The organism is Buchnera aphidicola (Sipha maydis) (genome assembly GCF_024029855.1).
Classification (GTDB): domain Bacteria; phylum Pseudomonadota; class Gammaproteobacteria; order Enterobacterales; family Enterobacteriaceae; genus Buchnera_J; species Buchnera_J aphidicola_BI.
Map to the genome: position 1 here is coordinate 25,343 of NZ_CP097205.1, position 22,056 is coordinate 47,398.

General features: G+C 21.2%; 19 protein-coding genes and 1 other RNA gene. 11 read left to right on the forward strand and 9 right to left on the reverse strand.

Features of this window, described 5'->3' with window-relative positions; genetic code table 11:
- Positions 1-7: 7 nt before the first annotated feature.
- The 3 genes from M3Y47_RS00105 to M3Y47_RS00110 all read left to right on the forward strand — a co-directional run bounded on the left by M3Y47_RS00105 (position 8) and on the right by M3Y47_RS00110 (position 2,964).
- Entirely contained in the window at positions 8-1,468 is a 1,461-nt protein-coding gene (locus M3Y47_RS00105) for an NADH-quinone oxidoreductase subunit N (RefSeq protein ID WP_252839468.1), read from the forward strand.
- A 423-nt stretch (positions 1,469-1,891) separates the two neighbouring features.
- A complete protein-coding gene (locus M3Y47_RS02235) occupies positions 1,892-2,359 on the forward strand; it encodes a CvpA family protein (RefSeq protein WP_350030241.1) in 468 nt (155 codons plus the stop codon).
- Positions 2,360-2,475: 116 nt separating this feature from the next.
- Entirely contained in the window at positions 2,476-2,964 is a 489-nt protein-coding gene (locus M3Y47_RS00110; protein ID WP_252839469.1) for a TIGR00645 family protein, read from the forward strand.
- Between the two features lie 56 nt (positions 2,965-3,020).
- On the opposite strand, the gene M3Y47_RS00115 is transcribed toward M3Y47_RS00110, so the two are convergent.
- Entirely contained in the window at positions 3,021-3,959 is a 939-nt protein-coding gene (locus tag M3Y47_RS00115; protein ID WP_284622367.1) for a ribose-phosphate pyrophosphokinase, read from the reverse strand.
- Positions 3,960-4,344: 385 nt separating this feature from the next.
- On the opposite strand from M3Y47_RS00115, the gene prfA reads away from it, so the two are divergent.
- From prfA to pta, 5 genes are all read left to right on the forward strand, one after another.
- Positions 4,345-5,430, forward strand: a complete 1,086-nt coding sequence (gene prfA / locus M3Y47_RS00120) for a peptide chain release factor 1 (protein WP_252839471.1) — start codon at positions 4,345-4,347, stop codon at positions 5,428-5,430.
- The gene (gene prmC / locus M3Y47_RS00125; RefSeq protein ID WP_252839472.1) at positions 5,427-6,257 is read left to right on the forward strand and encodes a peptide chain release factor N(5)-glutamine methyltransferase; all 831 of its coding nucleotides are present in this window, start codon (positions 5,427-5,429) and stop codon (positions 6,255-6,257) included. Before prfA ends, prmC begins: the two co-directional genes overlap by 4 nt.
- Before the next feature lie 80 nt (positions 6,258-6,337).
- On the forward strand, positions 6,338-7,147 hold the full coding sequence (locus M3Y47_RS00130; protein WP_252839473.1) for a transglutaminase family protein: 810 nt from the start codon (positions 6,338-6,340) through the stop codon (positions 7,145-7,147).
- 99 nt (positions 7,148-7,246) lie between these two features.
- Entirely contained in the window at positions 7,247-8,455 is a 1,209-nt protein-coding gene (locus M3Y47_RS00135) for an acetate kinase (RefSeq protein ID WP_252839474.1), read from the forward strand.
- 54 nt (positions 8,456-8,509) lie between these two features.
- A complete protein-coding gene (pta, locus tag M3Y47_RS00140) occupies positions 8,510-10,630 on the forward strand; it encodes a phosphate acetyltransferase (RefSeq protein WP_252839475.1) in 2,121 nt (706 codons plus the stop codon).
- A gap of 21 nt (positions 10,631-10,651) precedes the next feature.
- Here pta and yfaE read toward each other — a convergent pair whose 3' ends face one another.
- From yfaE to gyrA, 4 genes are all read right to left on the reverse strand, one after another.
- Entirely contained in the window at positions 10,652-10,921 is a 270-nt protein-coding gene (yfaE, locus tag M3Y47_RS00145; protein WP_252839476.1) for a class I ribonucleotide reductase maintenance protein YfaE, read from the reverse strand.
- 1 nt (position 10,922) lies between these two features.
- Positions 10,923-12,050: a class Ia ribonucleoside-diphosphate reductase subunit beta gene (gene nrdB, locus M3Y47_RS00150; RefSeq protein WP_252839477.1), complete on the reverse strand. Its 1,128-nt coding sequence runs from the start codon at positions 12,048-12,050 to the stop codon at positions 10,923-10,925.
- Between the two features lie 27 nt (positions 12,051-12,077).
- Positions 12,078-14,363 (reverse strand): class 1a ribonucleoside-diphosphate reductase subunit alpha, encoded by a 2,286-nt coding sequence (nrdA, locus tag M3Y47_RS00155; protein ID WP_252839650.1) that lies wholly within the window; start codon positions 14,361-14,363, stop codon positions 12,078-12,080.
- A gap of 93 nt (positions 14,364-14,456) precedes the next feature.
- On the reverse strand, positions 14,457-16,952 hold the full coding sequence (gene gyrA, locus M3Y47_RS00160) for a DNA gyrase subunit A (RefSeq protein ID WP_252839478.1): 2,496 nt from the start codon (positions 16,950-16,952) through the stop codon (positions 14,457-14,459).
- Between the two features lie 252 nt (positions 16,953-17,204).
- Here gyrA and M3Y47_RS00165 point away from each other — a divergent pair, with 252 nt between their 5' ends.
- Positions 17,205-17,972 (forward strand): DUF2076 domain-containing protein, encoded by a 768-nt coding sequence (locus tag M3Y47_RS00165; RefSeq protein WP_252839479.1) that lies wholly within the window; start codon positions 17,205-17,207, stop codon positions 17,970-17,972.
- Between the two features lie 123 nt (positions 17,973-18,095).
- Here the strand turns inward: M3Y47_RS00165 and M3Y47_RS00170 are convergent, their stop codons facing one another.
- The gene (locus M3Y47_RS00170; protein WP_252839480.1) at positions 18,096-18,698 is read right to left on the reverse strand and encodes a peroxiredoxin C; all 603 of its coding nucleotides are present in this window, start codon (positions 18,696-18,698) and stop codon (positions 18,096-18,098) included.
- Between the two features lie 173 nt (positions 18,699-18,871).
- Between M3Y47_RS00170 and ung the strand changes: the two genes are divergently transcribed.
- Positions 18,872-19,537: a uracil-DNA glycosylase gene (gene ung / locus M3Y47_RS00175; RefSeq protein ID WP_252839481.1), complete on the forward strand. Its 666-nt coding sequence runs from the start codon at positions 18,872-18,874 to the stop codon at positions 19,535-19,537.
- Between the two features lie 38 nt (positions 19,538-19,575).
- Here ung and grpE read toward each other — a convergent pair whose 3' ends face one another.
- A complete protein-coding gene (grpE, locus tag M3Y47_RS00180) occupies positions 19,576-19,875 on the reverse strand; it encodes a nucleotide exchange factor GrpE (protein ID WP_354667628.1) in 300 nt (99 codons plus the stop codon).
- Positions 19,876-20,093: 218 nt separating this feature from the next.
- Positions 20,094-20,472: a transfer-messenger RNA gene (ssrA, locus tag M3Y47_RS00185) on the reverse strand.
- A 164-nt stretch (positions 20,473-20,636) separates the two neighbouring features.
- On the opposite strand from ssrA, the gene grxD reads away from it, so the two are divergent.
- Positions 20,637-20,975 carry a Grx4 family monothiol glutaredoxin gene (gene grxD / locus M3Y47_RS00190; protein ID WP_252839482.1) on the forward strand — a complete coding sequence of 113 codons (339 nt, stop codon included), beginning with the start codon at positions 20,637-20,639 and terminating at the stop codon, positions 20,973-20,975.
- An 87-nt stretch (positions 20,976-21,062) separates the two neighbouring features.
- On the opposite strand, the gene rnt is transcribed toward grxD, so the two are convergent.
- Positions 21,063-21,710, reverse strand: a complete 648-nt coding sequence (gene rnt / locus M3Y47_RS00195) for a ribonuclease T (RefSeq protein WP_252839483.1) — start codon at positions 21,708-21,710, stop codon at positions 21,063-21,065.
- Between the last annotated feature and the right edge of the window lie 346 nt (positions 21,711-22,056).

A 22,056-nucleotide genomic window follows, 5' to 3' on the forward strand; every position in this document is an offset into this window, starting at 1 on the left:
TTTTATAATGAACTTTACTCTTAAAAATTTTTTTTTTATATCTCCTTTTTTAGCTTTAGGATTTTCAATAATAATAAATTTATTAATTATTATTATTAAAAGAAATTTTTTTTTATCTTTTTTATCTACTGTATTTGGTTTGATATTATCTGTATGTTGTTATTATTATTTTTTAAATAATTTTGATATAAAATATATATATTTACAATGTTTTTATGATCATATATATTCATTTTATTTTTTTATGTTTTTTTTAAGTAGTTTATTTACTGCATTTTTTGTTTATTTTTGGTTACGAGATAGCAAGTTGAATCGAGAAGAATTTTATTTATTATTATTAATATCTAATTTAGGAGGATATTTATTATGTCTTACTAATGATATTTTTATTTTTTACATAGGAATGGAATTATTATCTTTTCCTTTATTGGGAATGATGAGTTATTTTTCTTTTACGAATAGTAATAATTTGTTATCTTCTTTTCAATATTTTGTTATTTCGAGTATTTCTTCTATTTTTGCGTTGTTAGGTATAAATTTGATATATTTATCTTATGGGAATTTAAGTATCACCGTTTTACAAGAAAACAATTATTTATTGAATCTGGATGATAAGTCTGTAATATTTTTATTTGGAATAATTTTTTTATATATTTCTTTTTTAATGAAATTTTCGATGTTTCCTTTTTATTTTTGGGTTGCTGATATTTATCAAGGTATTTCATGTATTTCTTTAATGTATTTTTCTAATGCGATAAAAATAATTTTTTTTGTTATGTTTTTAAAATTTTGTCGTTTTTTTATTGGTTCGAATCATTTGTTTTTCTTTTATTTTTTAAAATGTATAATTATTTTTTCTATTATTTTTGGTAGTGTTCTCTCATTATATCAAAAAAATTTTAAAAGATTTCTTGGTTATTCTTCGGTTGCAAATTTAGCATATTTAATGATTCCTGTTTTATTACAAAATTCTGAACAATCTTTTGATTTAGCGATGAAGATTTATTTATTTTGTTATTTCTTGAATAGTTCAGTTTTGTTTGGAGCAATGCATTTAATTTCTCGTGTATTAGAAAAAAACAAACGTTATTTATTGGAAAATTATGAAGGTATTTTTTGGAAAAATCCTGTTTTATCTATTGCAATAATAATATCCAGTTTTTCTATGGCAGGAATGCCTTTCACAATTGGATTTGTAGGTAAGTTGTATTTACTTAAAATTTTAATGATTAAAAACCAAATTTTTTTAATTCTCTGTGTTTTTTTCGGAAGTGCAGTGAGTTTATATTATTATTTTAATTTTATTAAATTATTTTTTTACGAAAATACAAAACATATTTCAAATAATTCTTTTATTAAAACCAATTTATTTATTTTTTCTAAAATTTTTGTCTTTGTTTTATCATTATTAATTATATTATTTAATTTAAACTTCAATCTTTTAAAAGTAATATTCTTGCATTTTTAAAACTAATATATATTTTTATATTTTATGTGATAAACATAACTATATTGAATGGTTTGAAAGTTATTAAAATTTTTTTTAAAAATTTTTTATAAAAGTAAAAATTCTTTAAATTTTTATTAAATTTTTATAAATTTTTTTTTAACATTTTTAAATTAATAATTTTTTTCTAAAAAAGAGAAAAAAAATTCTTAATCAAACTATTAAAACTAGAATAAAATAAAAATTTATAAATTTAAAAAAATATTTTTTATTAAAGAATTTATTTAAATCAAATAAATTTTTTTGATACGAGAATTTTATATGAGAAGTTTTATGAAATATCTTTAGACGATAATATCTATTAATAATTTTTATTGAAATATATTAAAATAACTTTTTATAAAAAAGTTATTTTATAAAAAAATTTAATATTTTGGAAATAATATGAATATATATGATTTTTTTATTATTTTTTTTATATCAGCTTCAACGATTATTGGTGTGATTAGAGGTTTTTTAAGAGAAATGTTATCTTTTGGTATATTATATCTTGTTAGTTTATTTTTTTTCTTTTTTTATCCACGAATAATAAAGCATTTTTCTTTTATTTCTAATTTTTTTCTAAAAATTGTAATAATTTTTTTCATTATGAGTCTTGTAATTCTATTTTTAGAATCTTCGTGTTTATTTTTTTTCAATAATTTTTTTATAGATATGACTCTTCCAAGTTTAAATAATTTTATATTAGGGTTTATTTTTGGTTTTTTAAGAGGAATAATTTTAATTCTTTATTTTCTTATTTTTTTAAATAAGATATGTCACGTGAATAGTTGTTTTTATTATCAAAAATCTTTTTGTATTCCTATTCTTTTAAAGATTATATATTTTATGAGGAATATTAAATTTTTTTAATTTTTTTAGATAATTTCTTTTTTTTTTTTTTTTTTTTTTTTTTTTTTGGTATTTTTTTTAAATAGAAAAATTTAAAATAATTTATTTTAAAAATTCGAAAAGAGAATCATAAAATTATGATTTCAAAATTAATATATGCTTCTAGATTATTTATATTTCCTATATATTTTGGTTTATCTGTAAGCTTAATATTATTAACAGTAAAATTTTTTCAAGAAATTGCTTGTGTACTTCCTGAAATATTTGTAATCACTGAATCTGAATTAGTATTAGTTATTTTATCTTTAATCGATATTGTTTTAGTTGGTGGTTTATTAGTAATGGTGATGTTTTCAGGATATGAAAATTTTATATCTAGAATGCGGATTAAAAATGATAAAGAAAGATTAAGTTGGATGGGAACTATGGATGTAAATTCTATTAAAAATAAAGTTTCTTCTTCAATTGTTGCAATTTCTTCAGTTCATTTGTTAAGGTTATTTGTAGAAGCAGATAAAGTTTTTGATGATAAAATATTGTTATGTATTTTGCTTCATTTAACTTTTGTGATTTCTGCTTTGGGCATGGCGTATATTGATAAAATGAGTAAAAAATTAAAAAATTGATTTATTTTTATTTTTTACTCTTTTTCTTGCAAAAATATATTTTTTTAAAATCTTTTTTAATTTTTAAAAATTTTTGAAAGAGATTTTTCTGTATGTATTCTTTTTATTGCTTGTGCTAATATTTTTGCTAGAGTTAATACTCTGATATTAGAGATTTCTATATTTTGCGATAACGGAATAGTGTCACAGATAATAATTTCATTCAAACAAGAATTTTTAATATTTTTGTATATATTTCCCGAAAATACTGGATGTGTTGCATAAGCAAAAATATTTTTTGCTCCTTGTTTTTTTAAAGCATGTGATGCATTACATATGGTTCCTCCTGTGTCTATCATATCATCTATTATGATACAATCTTTATTCTTTACATTTCCTATAATATTCATAACTTTTGAAATATTTTTACTATTTCTCCTTTTATCTATAATTGCCATTTCTATATTATCATTTAATGATTTTGCAATTTTTCTTGCTCTAATGACACCTCCAATATCTGGAGAAACAACTATTGGATTTTTTAATTTTTTTTCTATAATATCTTTTAGTAAAACAAGACTTCCAATGATATTATCTATTGGAATTTCAAAAAATCCTTGAATTTGTTCTGTGTGTAAATCGACAGTTAACACACGATCAACTCCAATATTTGATAAAATATTAGCTATAACTTTAGCCGTGATAGGAACTCTTGCTGATTGTGCTCTTTTGTCTTGTCTTGAATATCCAAAATAAGGTATGACTGCTGTAATTCTTTTAGCGGATGATCTTTTTAAAGCATCAGTTATTACAATTAATTCCATTAAATTATCATTAGATGGAGTACAAATAGATTGAATAATAAATGTATCTTTTCCTCTTACGTTTTCATTAATTTCTACATTTATTTCTCCATCATTAAATTTGTTTACTGTTGCTTTTCCAAGATTCAAATTTAATATTTTAGAAATGGATTTTGCTAATCTCGGTATTGAATTTCCAGAAAATAATTTTATACGCGACATATAAATCCTATATAATTTCTTAAATGTAATATTTATATAAAAATTTTATGATATTTTATTAATATATTTTAAAAAAAATTTATTATAAGTTATTTTACTTATAATATGAATGTTTTTTATAATTAGTATTTTTTTAAAGTATTAATATATTTTTTTAATATATTGTTTTTATTTTTTTAAATATTATAATTTAATAATTTTATTAAAAATTTAATTTATTTACAATAAATTATTTTTTTTATTTTTGATTTATATGTAAAAAAATTTTATTTTATAAATATTTAAATCTTTAATTTTAATATATTATTTTTTTATATTTTTTAGAATTTATTAAAATTTTTTATAAATTAATATTAAAAAAAGGTTTTCGTAAAATATGAAATTATCTATATTAAAAAAGCTGGAATTTTTAGAGAATAGGTTTTATGAAATTGAGAAAATTTTATCTGAAAAAAAAACTATTAATGATAAAAAATATTTTTCCAATTTATCAAAAGAGTACTTAAAAATTTCTAACACTGTATCTTTATTTAAAAAATGGAAAAAAATTAAGAATAATATTAAAAAAACAAAAAAAATATTACATGATAAAGAAATTTATCTATTAGCTATAGAAGATTTAAAAATATTAAAAAAAAATAAAATAAATTTAGAAAAAAAAATATCTATTTCTTTATTATCAAAAGATAAGAAAGATCTATTAAATTGTTTTATAGAAATACGTGCAGCAACTGGAGGAGATGAATCTTCAATTTTTTCTGGTGATTTGTATAAAATGTATATGCGTTATGCAGAATTAAAAAATTGGAAAATTGATCTTGTGCATTCTCATTATGGTGAACATGGTGGATTTAAAGAAATTGTAATTAAAGTGATTGGAAAAGGAGCTTTTGGAAGATTAAAATTTGAATCTGGAGGTCATAGAGTACAGAGAGTTCCAAAAACAGAAACACAAGGAAGAATTCATACTTCAACATGTATTATTGCTGTAATTCCTGAATTACCAAAAGAAAAATCTTTTAAAATAAATGTAAAAGATTTAAAGATTGATACTTTTCGCTCTTCAGGAGCTGGTGGGCAACATGTTAATACAACGGATTCAGCAATTAGAATTACACATATTCCTACAGGTATAGTTGTTGAATGTCAAAATGAACGTTCACAACATAAAAATAAATCGCGAGCATTATCTGTTTTAAAATCTAGAATAGATTCTGAAATAGATTTAAAAAAACATCAAGAAACATCTTTTTTAAAAAAAAAATTATTAGGTAGTGGAGAACGTTCTGATCGCAATAGAACATATAATTTTCCACAAAATCGTGTAACAGATCATAGAATTAATTTAACTTTGTATAGATTAGATGAAATTTTATCTGGGAATTTAGATCTTCTTATAAATCCTATGATTCAAGATAATCAAATCTATTTATTATCAAAATTATCTGAGACACATGCATGAATATTAAGACGTGGAAAAAAATTGCATTAAAAAAATTACATAAAATTGATAATTTTCAATTAGATATTGATATTTTATTAAGTTATGTTTTGAAAAAAAAACGTAGTTGGATTCTTTGTTTTGAAGAGCATGTTTTAGATGAAAAAAAAATTTTTTTTTTAAATAAATTAATAGAAAGAAGATTACATCATGAACCTATTTCTTATTTGATACATAAAAAAGAATTTTATTCTTTAAATTTTTTTATTTCGAAACGTGTTTTAATACCTAGACCAGAAAGTGAAATTTTAGTAGATCTTTCTTTAAAAAAAATTCCATTATCAGGTGATATTTTAGATCTTGGAACAGGTTGTGGAAATATTGCAATTTCTATTGCTTATTACAATAGAAATTGTAATGTTACTGGAATAGATTATCAAGAAGAAATTATTGATTTAGCGAGATATAATTCTAGAAAATTATATGTTAAAAATATAAATTTTTTTTGTAGTAATTGGTTTACTAATCTGAGTAATAAAAAATACAATTTAATTGTGAGTAATCCTCCGTATCTCAGTGAAAAAGAATATTTTTCTTCCAAAAAAAATATATTTTTTGAGCCTGTTACTTCATTATTTTCAAAAAAAGATGGTTTTTCTGATATAATTCATATTATTAAAAATGCTAAAAATTATTTAAAGAATAAAGGTTGGTTATTAATAGAACATGGTTGGAAACAAAAAAAAATAGTACAAGATTTATTTAAAAAAAATTTTTATATTCATATAAAAACATATAAAGATTTAAATAAATTAAATAGAATGACTTTAGGTCAAATAATATTATAATATTATTATAATTTTTTTTAAAAGAGATTTTTTCTTATAAAAGAATGTTTTTATGTCAATAAACTTATTTTGGTAAAAATATGAAAGATTTTTTGAGTAAGAATTTTTCTAAATTAACTATTTTAGAATCCGTTTCTTTTTGTTTAAAAAAAATTAAAACTGATTATTGTGAAAAATTTGTTTTTTCTAATTTAAAAAAAAAAATATGTGAAGCTAAAAATTATTTAGAGTATGAAAAAAATTCTAAAAATCGGTTAAAAAAATTGTTAAAATTATTTTATTCTGTCTGGAAATTTAGAGAAATTGATGGAAAATATAATTTGTCAGATGTTTTATTATTAGATAATGTTTTAAAGACTTATAGAGGTACTGCAATTTCTTTGGGAATAATTTTATTATATGTTGCTAAAAAATTAAATATTTCTTTAAATCCTATTATTTTTCCGACGCAAATTATTTTAAAATCATATTTTTCTGATAAAAAAAAAATTTTAATTAATCCTTTTAATGGAGAAATTTTAGAAAATCGTATATTAGATTTATGGTTAAAAGGTAATATTAGTTCGACGGTTTATTTAAATGAAAATTATTTAAAATCTTCTAAATCAAAAGATGTATTAAAAAAATTTTTAAATATTTTAAAATCATCTTTAATGGAAGAGAGAAAAATAGAATTAGCTTTAAAAGTGAGTAATGTTTTATTAAAGATTTCTCCTGACGATCCATATGAGAGAAGAGATAGAGGTTTAATTTATTCTCAATTAGAATGTTATCAAATAGCAATTGAAGATTTATCTTATTTTGTTTATAAATGCCCTGAGGATCCTATTGTTGATATTATTAAATTAAAAATACAGTCTATTAAACATAATATTTATACTTTGCATTGATATTTTTATATATTAAAAAATATATTTTATTAATCGTATATTTTTTATTTATTTTTGAAAGAGAATTTTTAACTTTTTCATTTATTAGGTCTTTTAATTATGTTAAAAAAATTAATTTTGGTTTTAAATTGTGGTAGTTCATCTGTAAAGTTTTCTATATTTGATCCATTTTCTAAAAAAAAATATGTTTTCGGAAATATTGAATGTTTATTTTTAAAGAATACACGAGCAAATATCGTAATAGATTCTAAAATTTATAAAGAGAAATTATTAGATTATAGTGATCATTTTTATGCTTTAAGTTTTGTGTTTAATTTTATTAAAAAAAAATTTTTTCATTTTTATAAAAATATTTATGGAATTGGTCATAGAGTAGTTCATGGAGGAGATAAAATTAATGAATCTATAATAATTGATGAAAAAATATTAAAAATTATTAAAGATTCAGTAGTTTTTGCACCGTTGCATAATCCAGCAAATTTAATCGGAATTAAAATTGCATATAAGTTTTTCCCGAATCTAAAAAAAAAAAATATTGCTGTTTTTGATACGTCTTTTCATACTTCTATTCCTAAAAAATCATATTTATATGCAATTCCTTATAAATTCTATAAAAAATATAAAATTCGGCGTTATGGAGCTCATGGTATTAGTTATAGTTATATTATGTTAAAATTAGAAAATATTTTACAAAAACCACAAAAAAAACTTAATGTTATTATTTGTCATTTAGGAAATGGTTCTTCTGTAACTGCTATTCAAAATGGGAAATCTATTGATACTTCGATGGGTTTAACTCCATTAGAAGGTTTGGTTATGGGTACAAGAAGTGGAGATTTAGATCCAGCTATTATTTTTTTTATGTATAATCAACTAGGTATAAAAATAAAGAATATAGAGAATATTTTAACAAAGAAATCAGGTTTATTAGGAATAAATGGACATAGTAGCGATTGTCGTTATTTAGAAAAGAATTATTTTTTTCATGATGAGGCTAAATTAGCTATAGATATTTTTTGTCATAGATTATTAAAATATATTGGTTCATATAGTGTTTTAATAAAAGGAAAATTAGATGCGCTTGTTTTTACAGGAGGAATTGGTGAAAACTCTTTTTTAATAAGAAAAAAAATTATTTCTAAATTAAGTTTATTGGGATTTTATATAGATGATGATTTAAATATTTCTATTAAAAAGAAAAAAACTTATTTTATTAATAAAAAGAGTTCTCGTGATATATTAGTAATTCCTACTAAAGAAGAACTTTTTATTGCGATGGAAACTAGAAGATTAATAGAAAATCAGTAACAATTTTTTCACATATTTTATAATTTGTTTAAAATAAATATAAGGATTTTTTGTATGACGCGAAATATTATTTTTATTCCAATAGGAGAAAATACAGATACCAAAACGGCTATTTTATCTTATTCAAAAATATTAGAAAAAAATAAAATTTCTTTTAGTGTTTTTACTCCCATTGTTGAAAAAAGTAAAAAAAAATATGTAAAAAACTTGTCCGATTATATAAAAAAAATTTATAGAACTTGCAAAGTAATAAATTCTGTTTATATTGATGATTTTACTATTTTATTAAAAAAAAAAATATATATATTATATTTAGAAAAAATTCTTGATTATTATTCTGTAAATAATCAAGAAGACGTTGTTTTAATAGAAGGAATTTCGTATAAAAATGATGTTTCTATGAATTTTTTTAATCAATTAAATTTAGATATATCACATATTTTAAACGCAGAAATTATTTTTATACTTAATTTCAATAAAAATTTTATACAAGATTTTTTATATAAAAGTTATATTATTCATAATTTTTTTCTGAAGAAAAATAACTCTAGGTGTTTAGGAATTATAATTAATTTATTAGATAACGTTTCTTTAGAAGAATCTTTATTCACAAAAAAATTATATTTAAAAAATGTACAAGATAAATTTGTTTCAAAGAATTCTTGTATAGAATGTCAACACATTCCTATTTTAGGAATTGTATCTTTAAATAAAAAAAAATTTTCTATTGAAAGAAGAAAATTATTAGATCAATTAAATGTTAAAAAAAAATATATTAAAAATATTTCAGATTGTGTAATTAACTTAATTATTTTATATAAACGTGGTTCTGAAAATATAAAAAATTTTTTAAATGAAAATGTTTTATTAATAGTTCAAGATTCTGATTTTTTTTCTTTGTATAAATTTTATGATATTTTTAGACAAAATAATATTTTTTTTTCAATATTAGTTATTACGAATAACTCTTTTCAGATATGTAATAGTGAATTATATTTAAAATTGAAGAATCTTGGAATTTCTATTTTTATGACATATCTTGAAAATTTTGAAATTTTTTATTATTTAAATCAAATTCATTATTGTTATAATAATAAATTTTCTAAAAAAGATTCTACAAAGTTCATTTTTTCTACTATATCAGATAAACTGTTGAATATTTTAGAAGATAATGAAAATATAAATATAGAAATATCTTCTTATAAATTTTTATATCATTTAAAAAAAATTTCTCAAAATATTAAAAGAACAATTATTTTTCCTGAAGGAGAAAATAGCAATATTATTCAAGCAGTAAATTTATGTGATAAATTAAATATTTGTAATTGTGTTTTAATTGGAAATTCTAATTTAATTTATAAAAAATCTCAGAAATTAAATATTAATTTACCAGAGTCAATAAAAATATATGATCCTAAGTTATTAATTAGTCAGTATATTAATATTTTTAGTAAAATTTATAAAATTCTTGATGTAAAAGAGTGTGAAAAAATTTTAAAAAAAAATAATATTATTATATCTATGATTTTATTGAATAAATTTTTGCAATATCATGGATTGGTTGCTGGAATTGAAAATACAACTGCTGATGTGATTCGCCCAGCTTTAAAAGTAATAGGGATGAAAAAAAATATAAAATTAATTTCATCCATATTTTTTATGCTATTTGAGGAAAAAGTTTTTGTTTATGGAGATTGCGCAATTAACCCTAATCCGAGTGCTTTAGATTTATCTGAAATTGCTATACAATCCGCTGATTCTGCAAAATTATTTGGAATTACTCCGAAGATAGCTATGTTATCATATTCTACTAATGATTCCGGTTCAGGAATAATGGTAGATAAGGTAAGACTTGCTACTGATTTAGTACGTCAAAAAAGACCAGATTTAATTGTAGAGGGTCCAATACAATATGATTCTGCTACAAGTGCATCTGTTGCTGAAATAAAATGTCCGAATTCTAAAATTTTTGGTAAAGCAAATGTGTTTGTTTTTCCTGACTTAAATAGTGGAAATATTACTTATAAAGCAGTTCAAAGATCTTGCTCAATCATTTCTATTGGTCCGATGATACAAGGTTTAAATAAACCAATTAATGATCTTTCTAGAGGAGCTTCTATCGAAGATATTTTATATACTATTGCAGTGACTGTAATTCAATCTTATGAAAAATAATTTTTAAAGTATTTTATTCATTTATATATATAGTTTTATTGTAATATTATTTAATAGTTTACAACAACATGTAAGAATTTCATTTTTTTGTAAAGAAGCTAAAGGATATTTTTTAAAATATAATATTTTTCCTTTCATTAAAGTGACTCTACATGTTCCACAGTATCCTTTTTGACAGTGATAATCAATGGGAATATTATTTTTTATGAGAATATTTAGTAAAGATAATTTTTTTTCTTGACATATTATTTTTAGTTTTTTTTTGTATATTGTAATAATTTTTTTTACCATGTTATAACTTAAAATTTTTAAAATCTTTTTTTGAAATATTTGAATTAATTTGTCCTACTAAGTAAGATGTTGTTTCTACTTCTTGTGGTGCTACTTGAACATTATCTGAAATTAACCAAGAATTTATCCAAGGAATTGGATTAGAACTAGTTTTAAAATATGGTTTTAGTCCAATAGCTTGCATTCTAATGTTTGTTATATATTCGATATATTGACATATAATTTTTTGGTTTAAACCTAACATAGAACCGTTTTTAAAAAGATATTTTGCCCAATTTTTTTCTTGTTCTGCAACTATTAAAAATATTTTATAAGCTTCTTTTTTATATTTTAAACTTGTTTTATACATTTTTTCATTTTTTTCATTATAAAAAATATTTAACATATGTTGTGTTCCTGTCAAATGTAATGCTTCATCTCGTGCTATTAATTTAATTATTTTTGCGTTTCCTTCCATAATTTCTCTTTCAGCAAATGCAAAAGAACAAGCAAAACTAACATAAAAACGGATAGCTTCTAGTGCATTGACGCTAATTAAACATAAATATAATTTTTTTTTTAATTTTTTTAATGTAATTTTTTTTTTTTTATTGTTTAAAATATGTTGTCCTTCTCCAAATAAATTCCAATAGGCATTTAAATAAATTAATTCATCATAATATTTTGCAATATCTTTTGCTCTTAAAGAGATATTTTCATTATCTACAATATCATTAAATATTGAAGATGGGTAATGTGTAATATTTCTTATAATATGTGTATATGATCTTGAATGAATAGTTTCTGAAAAAGACCATGTTTGAATCCATGTTTCTAATTCAGGTATTGAAACAATCGGTAAGAAAGCAATATTTGGACTTCTTCCTTGAATGGAGTCTAGTAATGTTTGATATTTTAAATTACTTAAAAAAATATGTTTTTCATTTTTTGATAAATTTTGAAAATCAATTCTATCTTTAGAAAGATCAATCTCTTCAGGTCTCCAAAAAAAAGATAATTGTTTTTCTGTAATTTTTTCAAAAATAATATATTTTTGTTGGTCATATCTAGAAATATTGACTGATTGACCAAAAAACATTGGTTCTTTTAATTGATTATTTTTTTTTTTAGAAAAAGTAGTAAATTTCATTTTTAACCTTAAATTTTATATTTTATTTTAAATAAAACATACTTCATTGCAATTTTTTTTGTTATCATTTTTTTTTAAAAAATTGTTTTGAAAATTTTTATCACCATCTTTTGTATTTTGGTAATATAGAGTTTTTATTCCATATTTATAAGCAATTAGAATATCTTCTATCATTGTTTTCATAGGTATTTTTTCATTTTTAAATTTTTTTGGATTATAGTTTGTATTTACTGAAATAGATTGATCGATGAATTTTTGCATGATTCCACATAAATGAAGATATCCGATATTATTTGGAATATTCCAAAGTAATTCATAGTTTGATTTAAGTTTTTCATATTCTGGTACTACTTGTTTTAATATTCCATCTTTGGAAGCTTTAATTGTAATATATCCTCTTGGTGGTTCAATTCCATTCGTTGCATTAGAAATTTGAGAAGAAGTTTCTGATGGCATTAAAGCAGATAGAGTTGAATTTCTTAAGCCATATTTTTTTATTTTTTGTCTTAACTTTTCCCAATTTAAATGGAGTTTTTCATTACAAATAAAATCAATATCTTTTTTATAAGTATCTATTGGAAGAATTCCTTTAGAGTAATTTGTATCTTGAAAAAATTTACATGCGCCTTTTTCTTTTGATAAATTACATGAAGATTGTAAAAGATAATATTGTATTGCTTCAAAAGTTTTATGAGTAAGTTTATTTGCACTACCATCGGAGTAACGAACGTTATTTTTTGCTAAATAATAAGCAAAGTTAATTACACCAACACCTAATGATCTTCTGTTTTTAGCGCTTTTTTTTGCTGAATAAATTGGGTATTCTTGATAATCTAGTATTTCATCTAATGCTCTTACAATTAAATTTGTAATTTTTTTGATTTCTTTTAGTTTTTTTATTGTTCCTAAGTTAATTGCAGATAATGTGCAAAGTGCAATTTCTCCTTTGTGATCATGAATATCATTGATTGGAGTAGTTGGAAGTGTGATTTCTAAACATAAATTTGATTGTTTAATGGGTGCTTTTCGAGGGTTAAATGCACTATGTGAATTGCAATGATCTACATTTTGTATATATATTCTTCCTGTAGATGTTCTTTCTTTTAAAATTAATGTAAATAAATCTAAAGCTTTTATTTGTTTTTTACGAATATTATTATTGTTTTCATATTTTATATATAATTTTTTAAATTTTTTTTGATTGGAAAAAAAATATTTATATAGATTTGGAACATCAGATGGACTAAACAAAGTAATTTTTTTTCTTAAAATCATTCTTTTATACATAAATTTATTTATTTGAACAGCATAATCCATGTGTCTAATTCTATTTTCTTCAATTCCACGGTTATTTTTTAAAACAATTAAATTTTCTACTTCTAAATGCCATATGGGATAAAATACAGTTGCAGATCCTCCTCTTACTCCACCTTGAGAACATGATTTTACTGCTGTTTGAAAATGTTTATAAAATGGAATACATCCTGTATGAAAAGTTTCTCCGTTTCTAATTGGACTACCTAAAGCTCTTATTTTTCCTGCATTAATTCCAATTCCAGCACGTTTTGATACATATTTTATAATTGCATTAGCGGTTGCATTAATAGAATTTAAACTATCATCACATTCAATTAGTACACATGAACTAAATTGACGATTTGGTGTTCGTACTCCAGCCATAATCGGAGTTGGCAAGGAAATTTGAAAAGTTGATATAGCATTGTAAAATTTTTTTATATATTTTAATCTTTTTTTTTTTGGATATTTTAAAAAAACGCATATAGAAATTAGAATATATAAAAATTGTGCCGTTTCATAAATTTTTCCTGTAATTCTATTTTTTATTAAGTATTTTCCTTCCATTTGTTTGATTGCTGCATATGAAAAGTTCATATCTCTATTATGTTGAATAAAATTATCTATTTGATTAATTTCTATGATTGAATATTTTTTTAATATTTTTTTATCATATTTTTTTTTTTTAATCATTTTTTTAATATGTTGATATAATTTTGGCGGATTAAATGTTCCATATGCTTTTTTTCTTAAATGAAAAACAACTAATCTTGCAGATAAATATTGATAATCTGAGTTTGTTTCTGAAATTAAGTCAGCAGAAGATTTAATAATTATTTTATGAATATCTTTTGTTTTAATTCCATTATAAAATTGTATTTTAGATTTGAGTTCAATTTTCGAAATAGAAATATTTTTAAGACCTTGTGATGCCCAAAGTAATATTTTATGAATTTTTTTTAAATTCATAAGTTCTTTTTTCCCATTTCTTTTTGTAACATATAAACTTTGTTTCACTTTCATTTTACCTATTTAAAACTTTTTATTAAAAAATTATGAGTATTATTTAAAAAAAGTAATTATAAATTTATTTATATAAATATAAAGTTTTTATATTAATTTTTCTTTTATTTTTTGTAAACCAACTACTTTTTCTTTTTTAAACATTCTTATTAGTATTACTCCTTGAGTATTCCGTTTTAAAACATTTATTTCAGATACTCTGGTTCTTACTAATTTTCCAGCATTTGTAATTATTATTATTTGATTTTTTTCTTTAACTTGTATTGCTTTAACAACAGATTTATTTTTTTTAGTAATTTTAATAGATATTACCCCTTTTGTCAGTCTAGATTTTATTGGAAATTCTTTTATATTAGTTCTTTTTCCATATCCTTTTTGAGTAATAACTAATATTTCTCCATTTTTTTTAGGAATTATTAAAGAAACTACTTTATCTTTTTTATCTATTTTAATTCCTTTGACTCCGGTTGCAGTTCTTCCCATTGATCTGACATATTTTTCTGAAAATTGCACTACTTTTCCTTTAGATGTGAATAACATGATATTATCATTACCAGAAGTGAGAGATACTCCAATTAATTCATCATTATTTTTTAAATTTAATGCAATAATTCCTTTGTTTCTAGGATTTTGAAATTCTTTTAAAGCTGTTTTTTTAACGATTCCAAGCGCAGTTGCCATGAATATATTTTTTTGTTTTTTATATTTTTTTAATGGAAGAATAGCTGTTATTCTTTCTTTTTTACTAAGTGGTAATAAATTAACTATTGGTTTTCCTCGAGAATGACGATTGGATTCTGGAAGTTGATAAACTTGCATCCAATATATTATTCCTCTACTTGAAAAGCATAATATTGTGTCATGAGTATTTGCAATAATAAGATTTTCAATATAATCTTCTGCTTTCATTTTAGTTGCGTATTTTCCTTTTCCTCCTCTTTTTTGTGCTTCATATTCATTTATTGGTTGATATTTTACATATCCTGCATGTGATAAAGTAACTACAACATTTTTTGAAATAATCATATCTTGTATTTGAATATTAGATGTTTTTTTTTTGATTTCTGTTCTTCTCGGATCTCCAAAATTGTTTTTTATTTGTTTTAGTTCTTTTTTAATTACTTGTATCATTTTTTTTTCTTTGCTTAGTATTTTTTTAAAATAAAAAATTTTTTTTTGTATTTTTTTATATTGTAGAATAATTTTTTGATGTTCTAGATGAGTTAATTTATTTAATTTTGTATTGAGTATTTTATGAACTTGTTCGGAAGAAAAAAAATATTTTTTTTGATTATTGTTTTTGTAACTGATTAATTTTTTTGTTTCAGAATCTATAGTCCATTTTTTTGATAATAAAAAATTTTTTGCTTGTGTTATGTTTTTTGATTGTTTAATATAATTAATAATTAAGTCGACATTTGTTAAAGCAACAGCTAATCCTTCTAATAAAATAATTTTTTTTTTATATTTTTTATAATTAAATATACATCTACGTGTAACAATTTCTTTTCTATGCATAACAAAATATTTCAAAATATCTTTTAAATTCATTAATTTTGGTTGTCCTTTATTTAAAGCTACCATATTAATTCCAAAAGATGTTTGCAATCCTGTTAAAGCATATAATTTATTTAAAACAATTTCAGAAATAGATTCTTTTTTAACTTCAATTACAATTCGCATGCCATCTTTATCACTTTCGTCTCTTAGCGCAGATATCCCTTCAATTTTTTTTTCTTTAACTAAAAAAGCGATTTTTTCAATTAAGCGTGATTTATTTGTTTGATACGGTAATTGATATATTATGATTTTTTGTTTTTTCGTTTTTATATTTTTTTCAATTTTTACTCGTGCTCGTAAATAAATTTTTCCTTTTCCTGTTTTATATGCTTTTTTGATACCTTCTTTTCCATTAATTATTCCATATGTTGGAAAATCAGGTCCAGGAATATATTGCATTAATTTTTTTAAACTTATTTTTGGATTTTTTATATATTGTAAACAAGCATCAATTGTTTCATTTAAATTATGTGGAGGGATATTAGTCGCCATGCCAACAGCTATTCCAGATGATCCATTTATTAATAAATTTGGAATTTCTGCAGGTAAAATTTCAGGAATTTTTTCTGTTCCATCATAATTTTTAGTAAATTTTACAGTGTTTTTATCTAAATCATTTAGAAGAGTATGTGCGATTTTTGACATTCTAATTTCAGTATATCTCATTGCTGCAGGAGAATCTCCATCAATAGATCCAAAATTTCCTTGACCATCTATTAAAATATATCTTAAAGAAAAAAATTGCGCCATACGAACAATTGAATCGTATACAGCGTTATCTCCATGAGGATGATATTTTCCAATTACATCACCAACTATACGAGCTGATTTTTTATATGGTTTATTCCATGTATTTTTTAATATATTCATTGCAAAAAGTATTCTTCTATGGACAGGTTTTAAACCATCTCTCACGTCAGGTAATGCTCTTCCGATAATGACAGACATAGCATAATCTAAATAAGAATTTTTTAATTCTTTTTCAATTTTTACATCTATTATTTCTTTAGCAAATTTTTTCATTCAGTTGTTTCTCTTTATTCTACATTGATATATTTTTATATTTTAATTATAACATAATGCTATAATTCGGTGAATCTTAGCAAAATATAATTTTTTTTTGGATACATTTTAGAAAAATTTAAAATTAGAGTTTTACTATTATTTTAATTTATCTTAAAATATTTCTTATATTAAATAATAATTTTTGTTTTTATTAACAAAAAAATTTTCAATTACTTAGTTTTTTAATCAATTAATTATTTTAAGGAAATTATGGATAATAAAGAAAAAAAATTAATCGAAGAATTATTTTCTCGTTTAAGAAAAGCAGAAAACACATCTTCTAATAGAGATGAAAATGCAGAAAAATTTATTTATCATTGTTATGCAAAACAAAAAAATTCTATATATTATATGATTCAAACAATTTTGGTTCAAGAAGTTGCTATAAAAAAATTAAATCAAATAATTGATCATTTAAAGAAAAATAAATCTAATACAACTACAAAAAAAACTTTTTTATCTGGTCTGCTTGAAAAATATATGCCGTATCAAAAAGAGGAAAGTAAAATTTTAAAAAATAATAATCCCATAAATAATACTTATAGTGAGAATAAATCTTCAGAATCATCTTCTTCTCCTATGAATAATAATACTTTTTCTACTCCTTCTTCTTCTTCACATGGCAGTTTTCTTGGAAATGCTTTACAGACGGCTGCAGGAGTAGCTGGAGGAATGGTTGCTGGAAATATGTTAATGAATTTATTTAGCGGACAACATAGACCAGAAGATGAAATATTACATTCTGCACATGAGCATTATTTTCCTGTTCATGATTCACATGACATAAATAATGTATATGTAAATGATGATTTACATAAATCTGAAGATTTTCATAAAACTGGAAATACACTATCAGATAGTGATGATGTTTTTCACGATGATATTTCAAATCATGATGGTAATTTTCTTGAAAATAATCATTATCATGGAACGAATAATGAAAGTATTTTAGATGATTTTGATGATGACGATTATTAATTATAAAGTGATAAATTTTTATATATTATAAATATATATTTTTTTAACTATAATTTAGTAAAATTTTTACTCGATTAATCAAATCATGAATGATATTTAAACATTTGATTAATCGAATATAAATTATATTTTTTTCATTTTTTTAGAAAGATATTTTGATACCCCTTCAGGATTTGCTTGCATTCCTGCTTTGTTGATATTCCAATTTGCTGGACATACTTCACCATTTTTTTGATGAAATATTAAAGAGTCAACCATTCTTAACATTTCTTTTATATTTCTTCCATAAGGAAGATCATTGATTACTTGATGTCTTATGATTCCATTTTCATCAATTAAAAAAGATGCACGTAAGGCCATTCCTAAAACAGGGTGTTCAACACCGTAAGATTTTTGTATTGTTCTTTTTATATCAGAAGCCATAGCAAACTTTATTGGTCCAATTCCTCCATTTTTATATTTTGTTTTTTGCCAAGCTAGATGAACAAAAACTGAATCAAATGATATACCTATTAATTTAACATTTCTGTTTTTAAATTCTTGATAATATTTATTAAAAGATAAAATCTCTGATGGGCATACAAAAGTAAAATCCATGGGCCAAAAGAATAAAACAGCTTTTTTCCCAGATATATATTTTTTAAAATGAAAATTATCAATAATTTTCCCGTTTTTCAGTACAGCTGATGTTAAAAAATCAGGTGCTAATTGAGTAACTAAAGTCATAAATTTTTCCTTTCATAAGATTGAAAATATTTTAAATATTTATATATAATTTTATATATTTTATTACTAAATTTTAGTTTAATAGATTTTTTGTATTTTTTTATAAAAAATCTTATTTTTATATATATTTTATTATTAATAATGTTTGAAAGAAACTAATTTTTGAGGGAATAATGAAAAAAAATATTTTTACTTGGAAAAATTTATTAAAAAATAAAAAAAATAAAATTATTAAAATAGTAAAAAAAATTAATTTTAAAAGGAAATTTAAAAAAATTTATCCTAAAAAAAAAGATGTTTTTAAGGCTTTCCGTTTTACTAAATTTAAAGATATTAAAGTAGTTATTTTAGGTCAAGATCCATATTTTAAAAAAAATCAAGCTAATGGATTAGCTTTTTCTGTAAATAAAGGAGTGAAATATCCTCCTTCTTTAAGAAATATATTTCAAGAATTAATTTCAGATATTCAAGGCGATCTTACAATTAATTCTGGTTATTTAAAAAAATGGTCCATACAAGGAGTTTTTCTTTTAAATTCTATTTTGACAGTCACAAAAAATTTACCTTGTTCGCATAGAAAGTATGGATGGGAAGAAATTACAGATTATATAATATTTCTAATTAATTATTATCATTCTGGAGTTATATTTCTTTTATGGGGTTCGTATGCACAGAAAAAAATTAATTTAATTAATAAATCTAAACATTATATTTTATGTTCTTCACATCCATCACCGTTATCTGCATATAGGGGTTTTTTTGGGTGTAAACATTTTTCTTCTGTAAATAAAATTCTTTTAAAACAAAAAAAAAAAATTATTGATTGGAGTATAGATTAATTTTTATATATTTGTGTTATAAAAAAATATAATCTTAATTAATATTTTTTTAGATTTTGATTTTTTAGTATTTTTTTTAGAGATTGTTGAATTAAGATAATTCCTTGAAATTCTGGAATATTTTCATATTTTTTTGATTTTAAATCATTAATAATATTTTTAAGATTATTTGAAATAAGTGTAATTTTTTTAATAAATTTTTTTTTTTTATTTTGTGTTATCAATCGATAATTTTCTTGAGTATTTTTTTTTAGATTTTCAATATTTGCTAATAATCTTAATGGACATTCTTTTATTTTTTTTTTTATTTGATCAATTTTTTTTTTTATTTTAAAAATTTTTTCAGGAGTATATTTTTTTTTTTTTTTTTTTTATTTTTAATAATATTTTCTTTGGTTTTAGAGTTATTATTTATTTGTGTTTTTATTTTTTCTTTTTTTTTATTCATATATATATCCAAAAATATTTTTTATAATAAAGTAAATATTTAAATTTTTTACAAGAAAAAATTTAGTATTATATAATAATTTTCAAATTATAAAATAAAATTAATATTTTTTGGAGCTGGCGGGATTTGAACCCGCGTCCAAAAAATTACTTTTTACCAATGTAACTACATGATTAGTCTTATATAGTTTTTTTCTTTCTTTTTTTATTTAAGACATTTTAAAAGAAATATAGTTTTTTTTTTTTTAACATAACCAGATAAAAACAATCTTTTTATGCGATCTCTAAATTTTATGACCATTCTCGGAGACCTTATTTCAAGAGAAAAAAATAAGATTTCAATGGGCTTTAAAACAGTTTTTTAAGCTGCTAAAGCGTATTCCTGTTTATTTTTTGCAGATATTTTTTTTCGGTTTTTTTACGAGGCCAACCGAACCTCGTCATGCACATCAGTATAAGAATATTTTGTCAAATCCAAAATCAGCCCCAATAAATCAAATTTTTCAAAATATTTTATTAATAAAATATTTACATATTCAAATATTTTTATATATATTTAATACATGTATATTATAAATATATTTTATTTAATTACAAATAAAATATATAAAATTTTATAATTTAATAATTTATAAATTTAAGGTGTGTATGTATGAATGTTATTTCTAAAATTCAAAAGCAAATTAATGAAAATCCAATTTTAATTTATATGAAAGGATCTCCTGAATTTCCTAGTTGTGGTTTTTCTGCAAAAGCAGTAAATTTTTTATCATTTTTTAAAGTAAGATTTGCATATATAGATGTTCTTAAACATCCTGAAATTAGAAGAGAATTACCTATATTTTCTAATTGGCCAACATTTCCTCAATTATGGATTTCAGGAAAATTAATAGGTGGAAGTGATATTATTGAAGATTTATTTCATAGTGGTAAATTAAAAAAAATTATTAAAAAATGTTTATTAAAAAATAAAATTCAAAATACTATTTAAGAAAAAATATTTTTTCTAAGAAAAAATATTTTTATTTTTAAATAAAGATATAATGTATTAAATTAAAAAATTTTTACATTATATCTTTTAAAAATAAAGTTTATTTTTTTTTTTAACTGGCCATCCACCTAATTTTTTCCACCGATTAACTATTTCACAAAATAAATTTGCAGTTTGTAAGGTATCATATAATGCAGAGTGTGCTTGATTATTATCAAAAGATAACCCAATTGCTCTGCATGCTTTTGATAATACTGTTTGCCCTACTGCTAATCCACTTAAAGCTGCTGTATCAAAAGTTACAAATGGATGAAAAGGATTTTTTTTAGGTTTGACTCGTTTACACGCAGCCATAAGAAAGTTATAATCAAAGTTTGCATTATGCGCAACAATGATTCCTTTGCTACATCCGTATTTTTTTATTCCTTGATATATAATAGAGAAAATTTCTTTTAGAGCTTGTTTTTCACTTACTGCACCTCTAAGAGGATTAAATGGATCAATTTTATTAAAAGATAAAGCCTCTTTTTTAATTAAAGATCCTTGAAATGGTTTAATATGAAAGTGAATTTTTTTTTCAATTTTTAACCATCCATGATCATTCATGCTTAATGTAATAACTGCAATTTCTAAAATTGCATCAGTAACGGGATTAAATCCAGCTGTTTCTACATCAATAACTACAGGGTAGAATGATCTAAATCTTTTACTTAATAAATTTTTTTTTTTGTGCATGTATTAATCCATGAATAAAAAAAAGATAATTTTTAATATAGAATGATTATTTTTTTTTTTAATTATTTAAAAAATTATTTCTAAAAGTATAGATGTATTTTAAAATTAAAATTTAACATATTAATCTTATAATGTTAAGGATAATAAAAAAAATTTTATTAACATTTGTATTCAAATAGAATATTTCAAAAGATCAATGGATTATTTATCTTAATGAAAATGATTTTATAGAAATTTTTTTTTTAAATTTATATATTTTATTATTTTTTATAATTTTCATGATGTTTTTTAAGAATTCATTGATATATAAATAATTTTATGGTTTAAAAAAAATATTATTTATTTT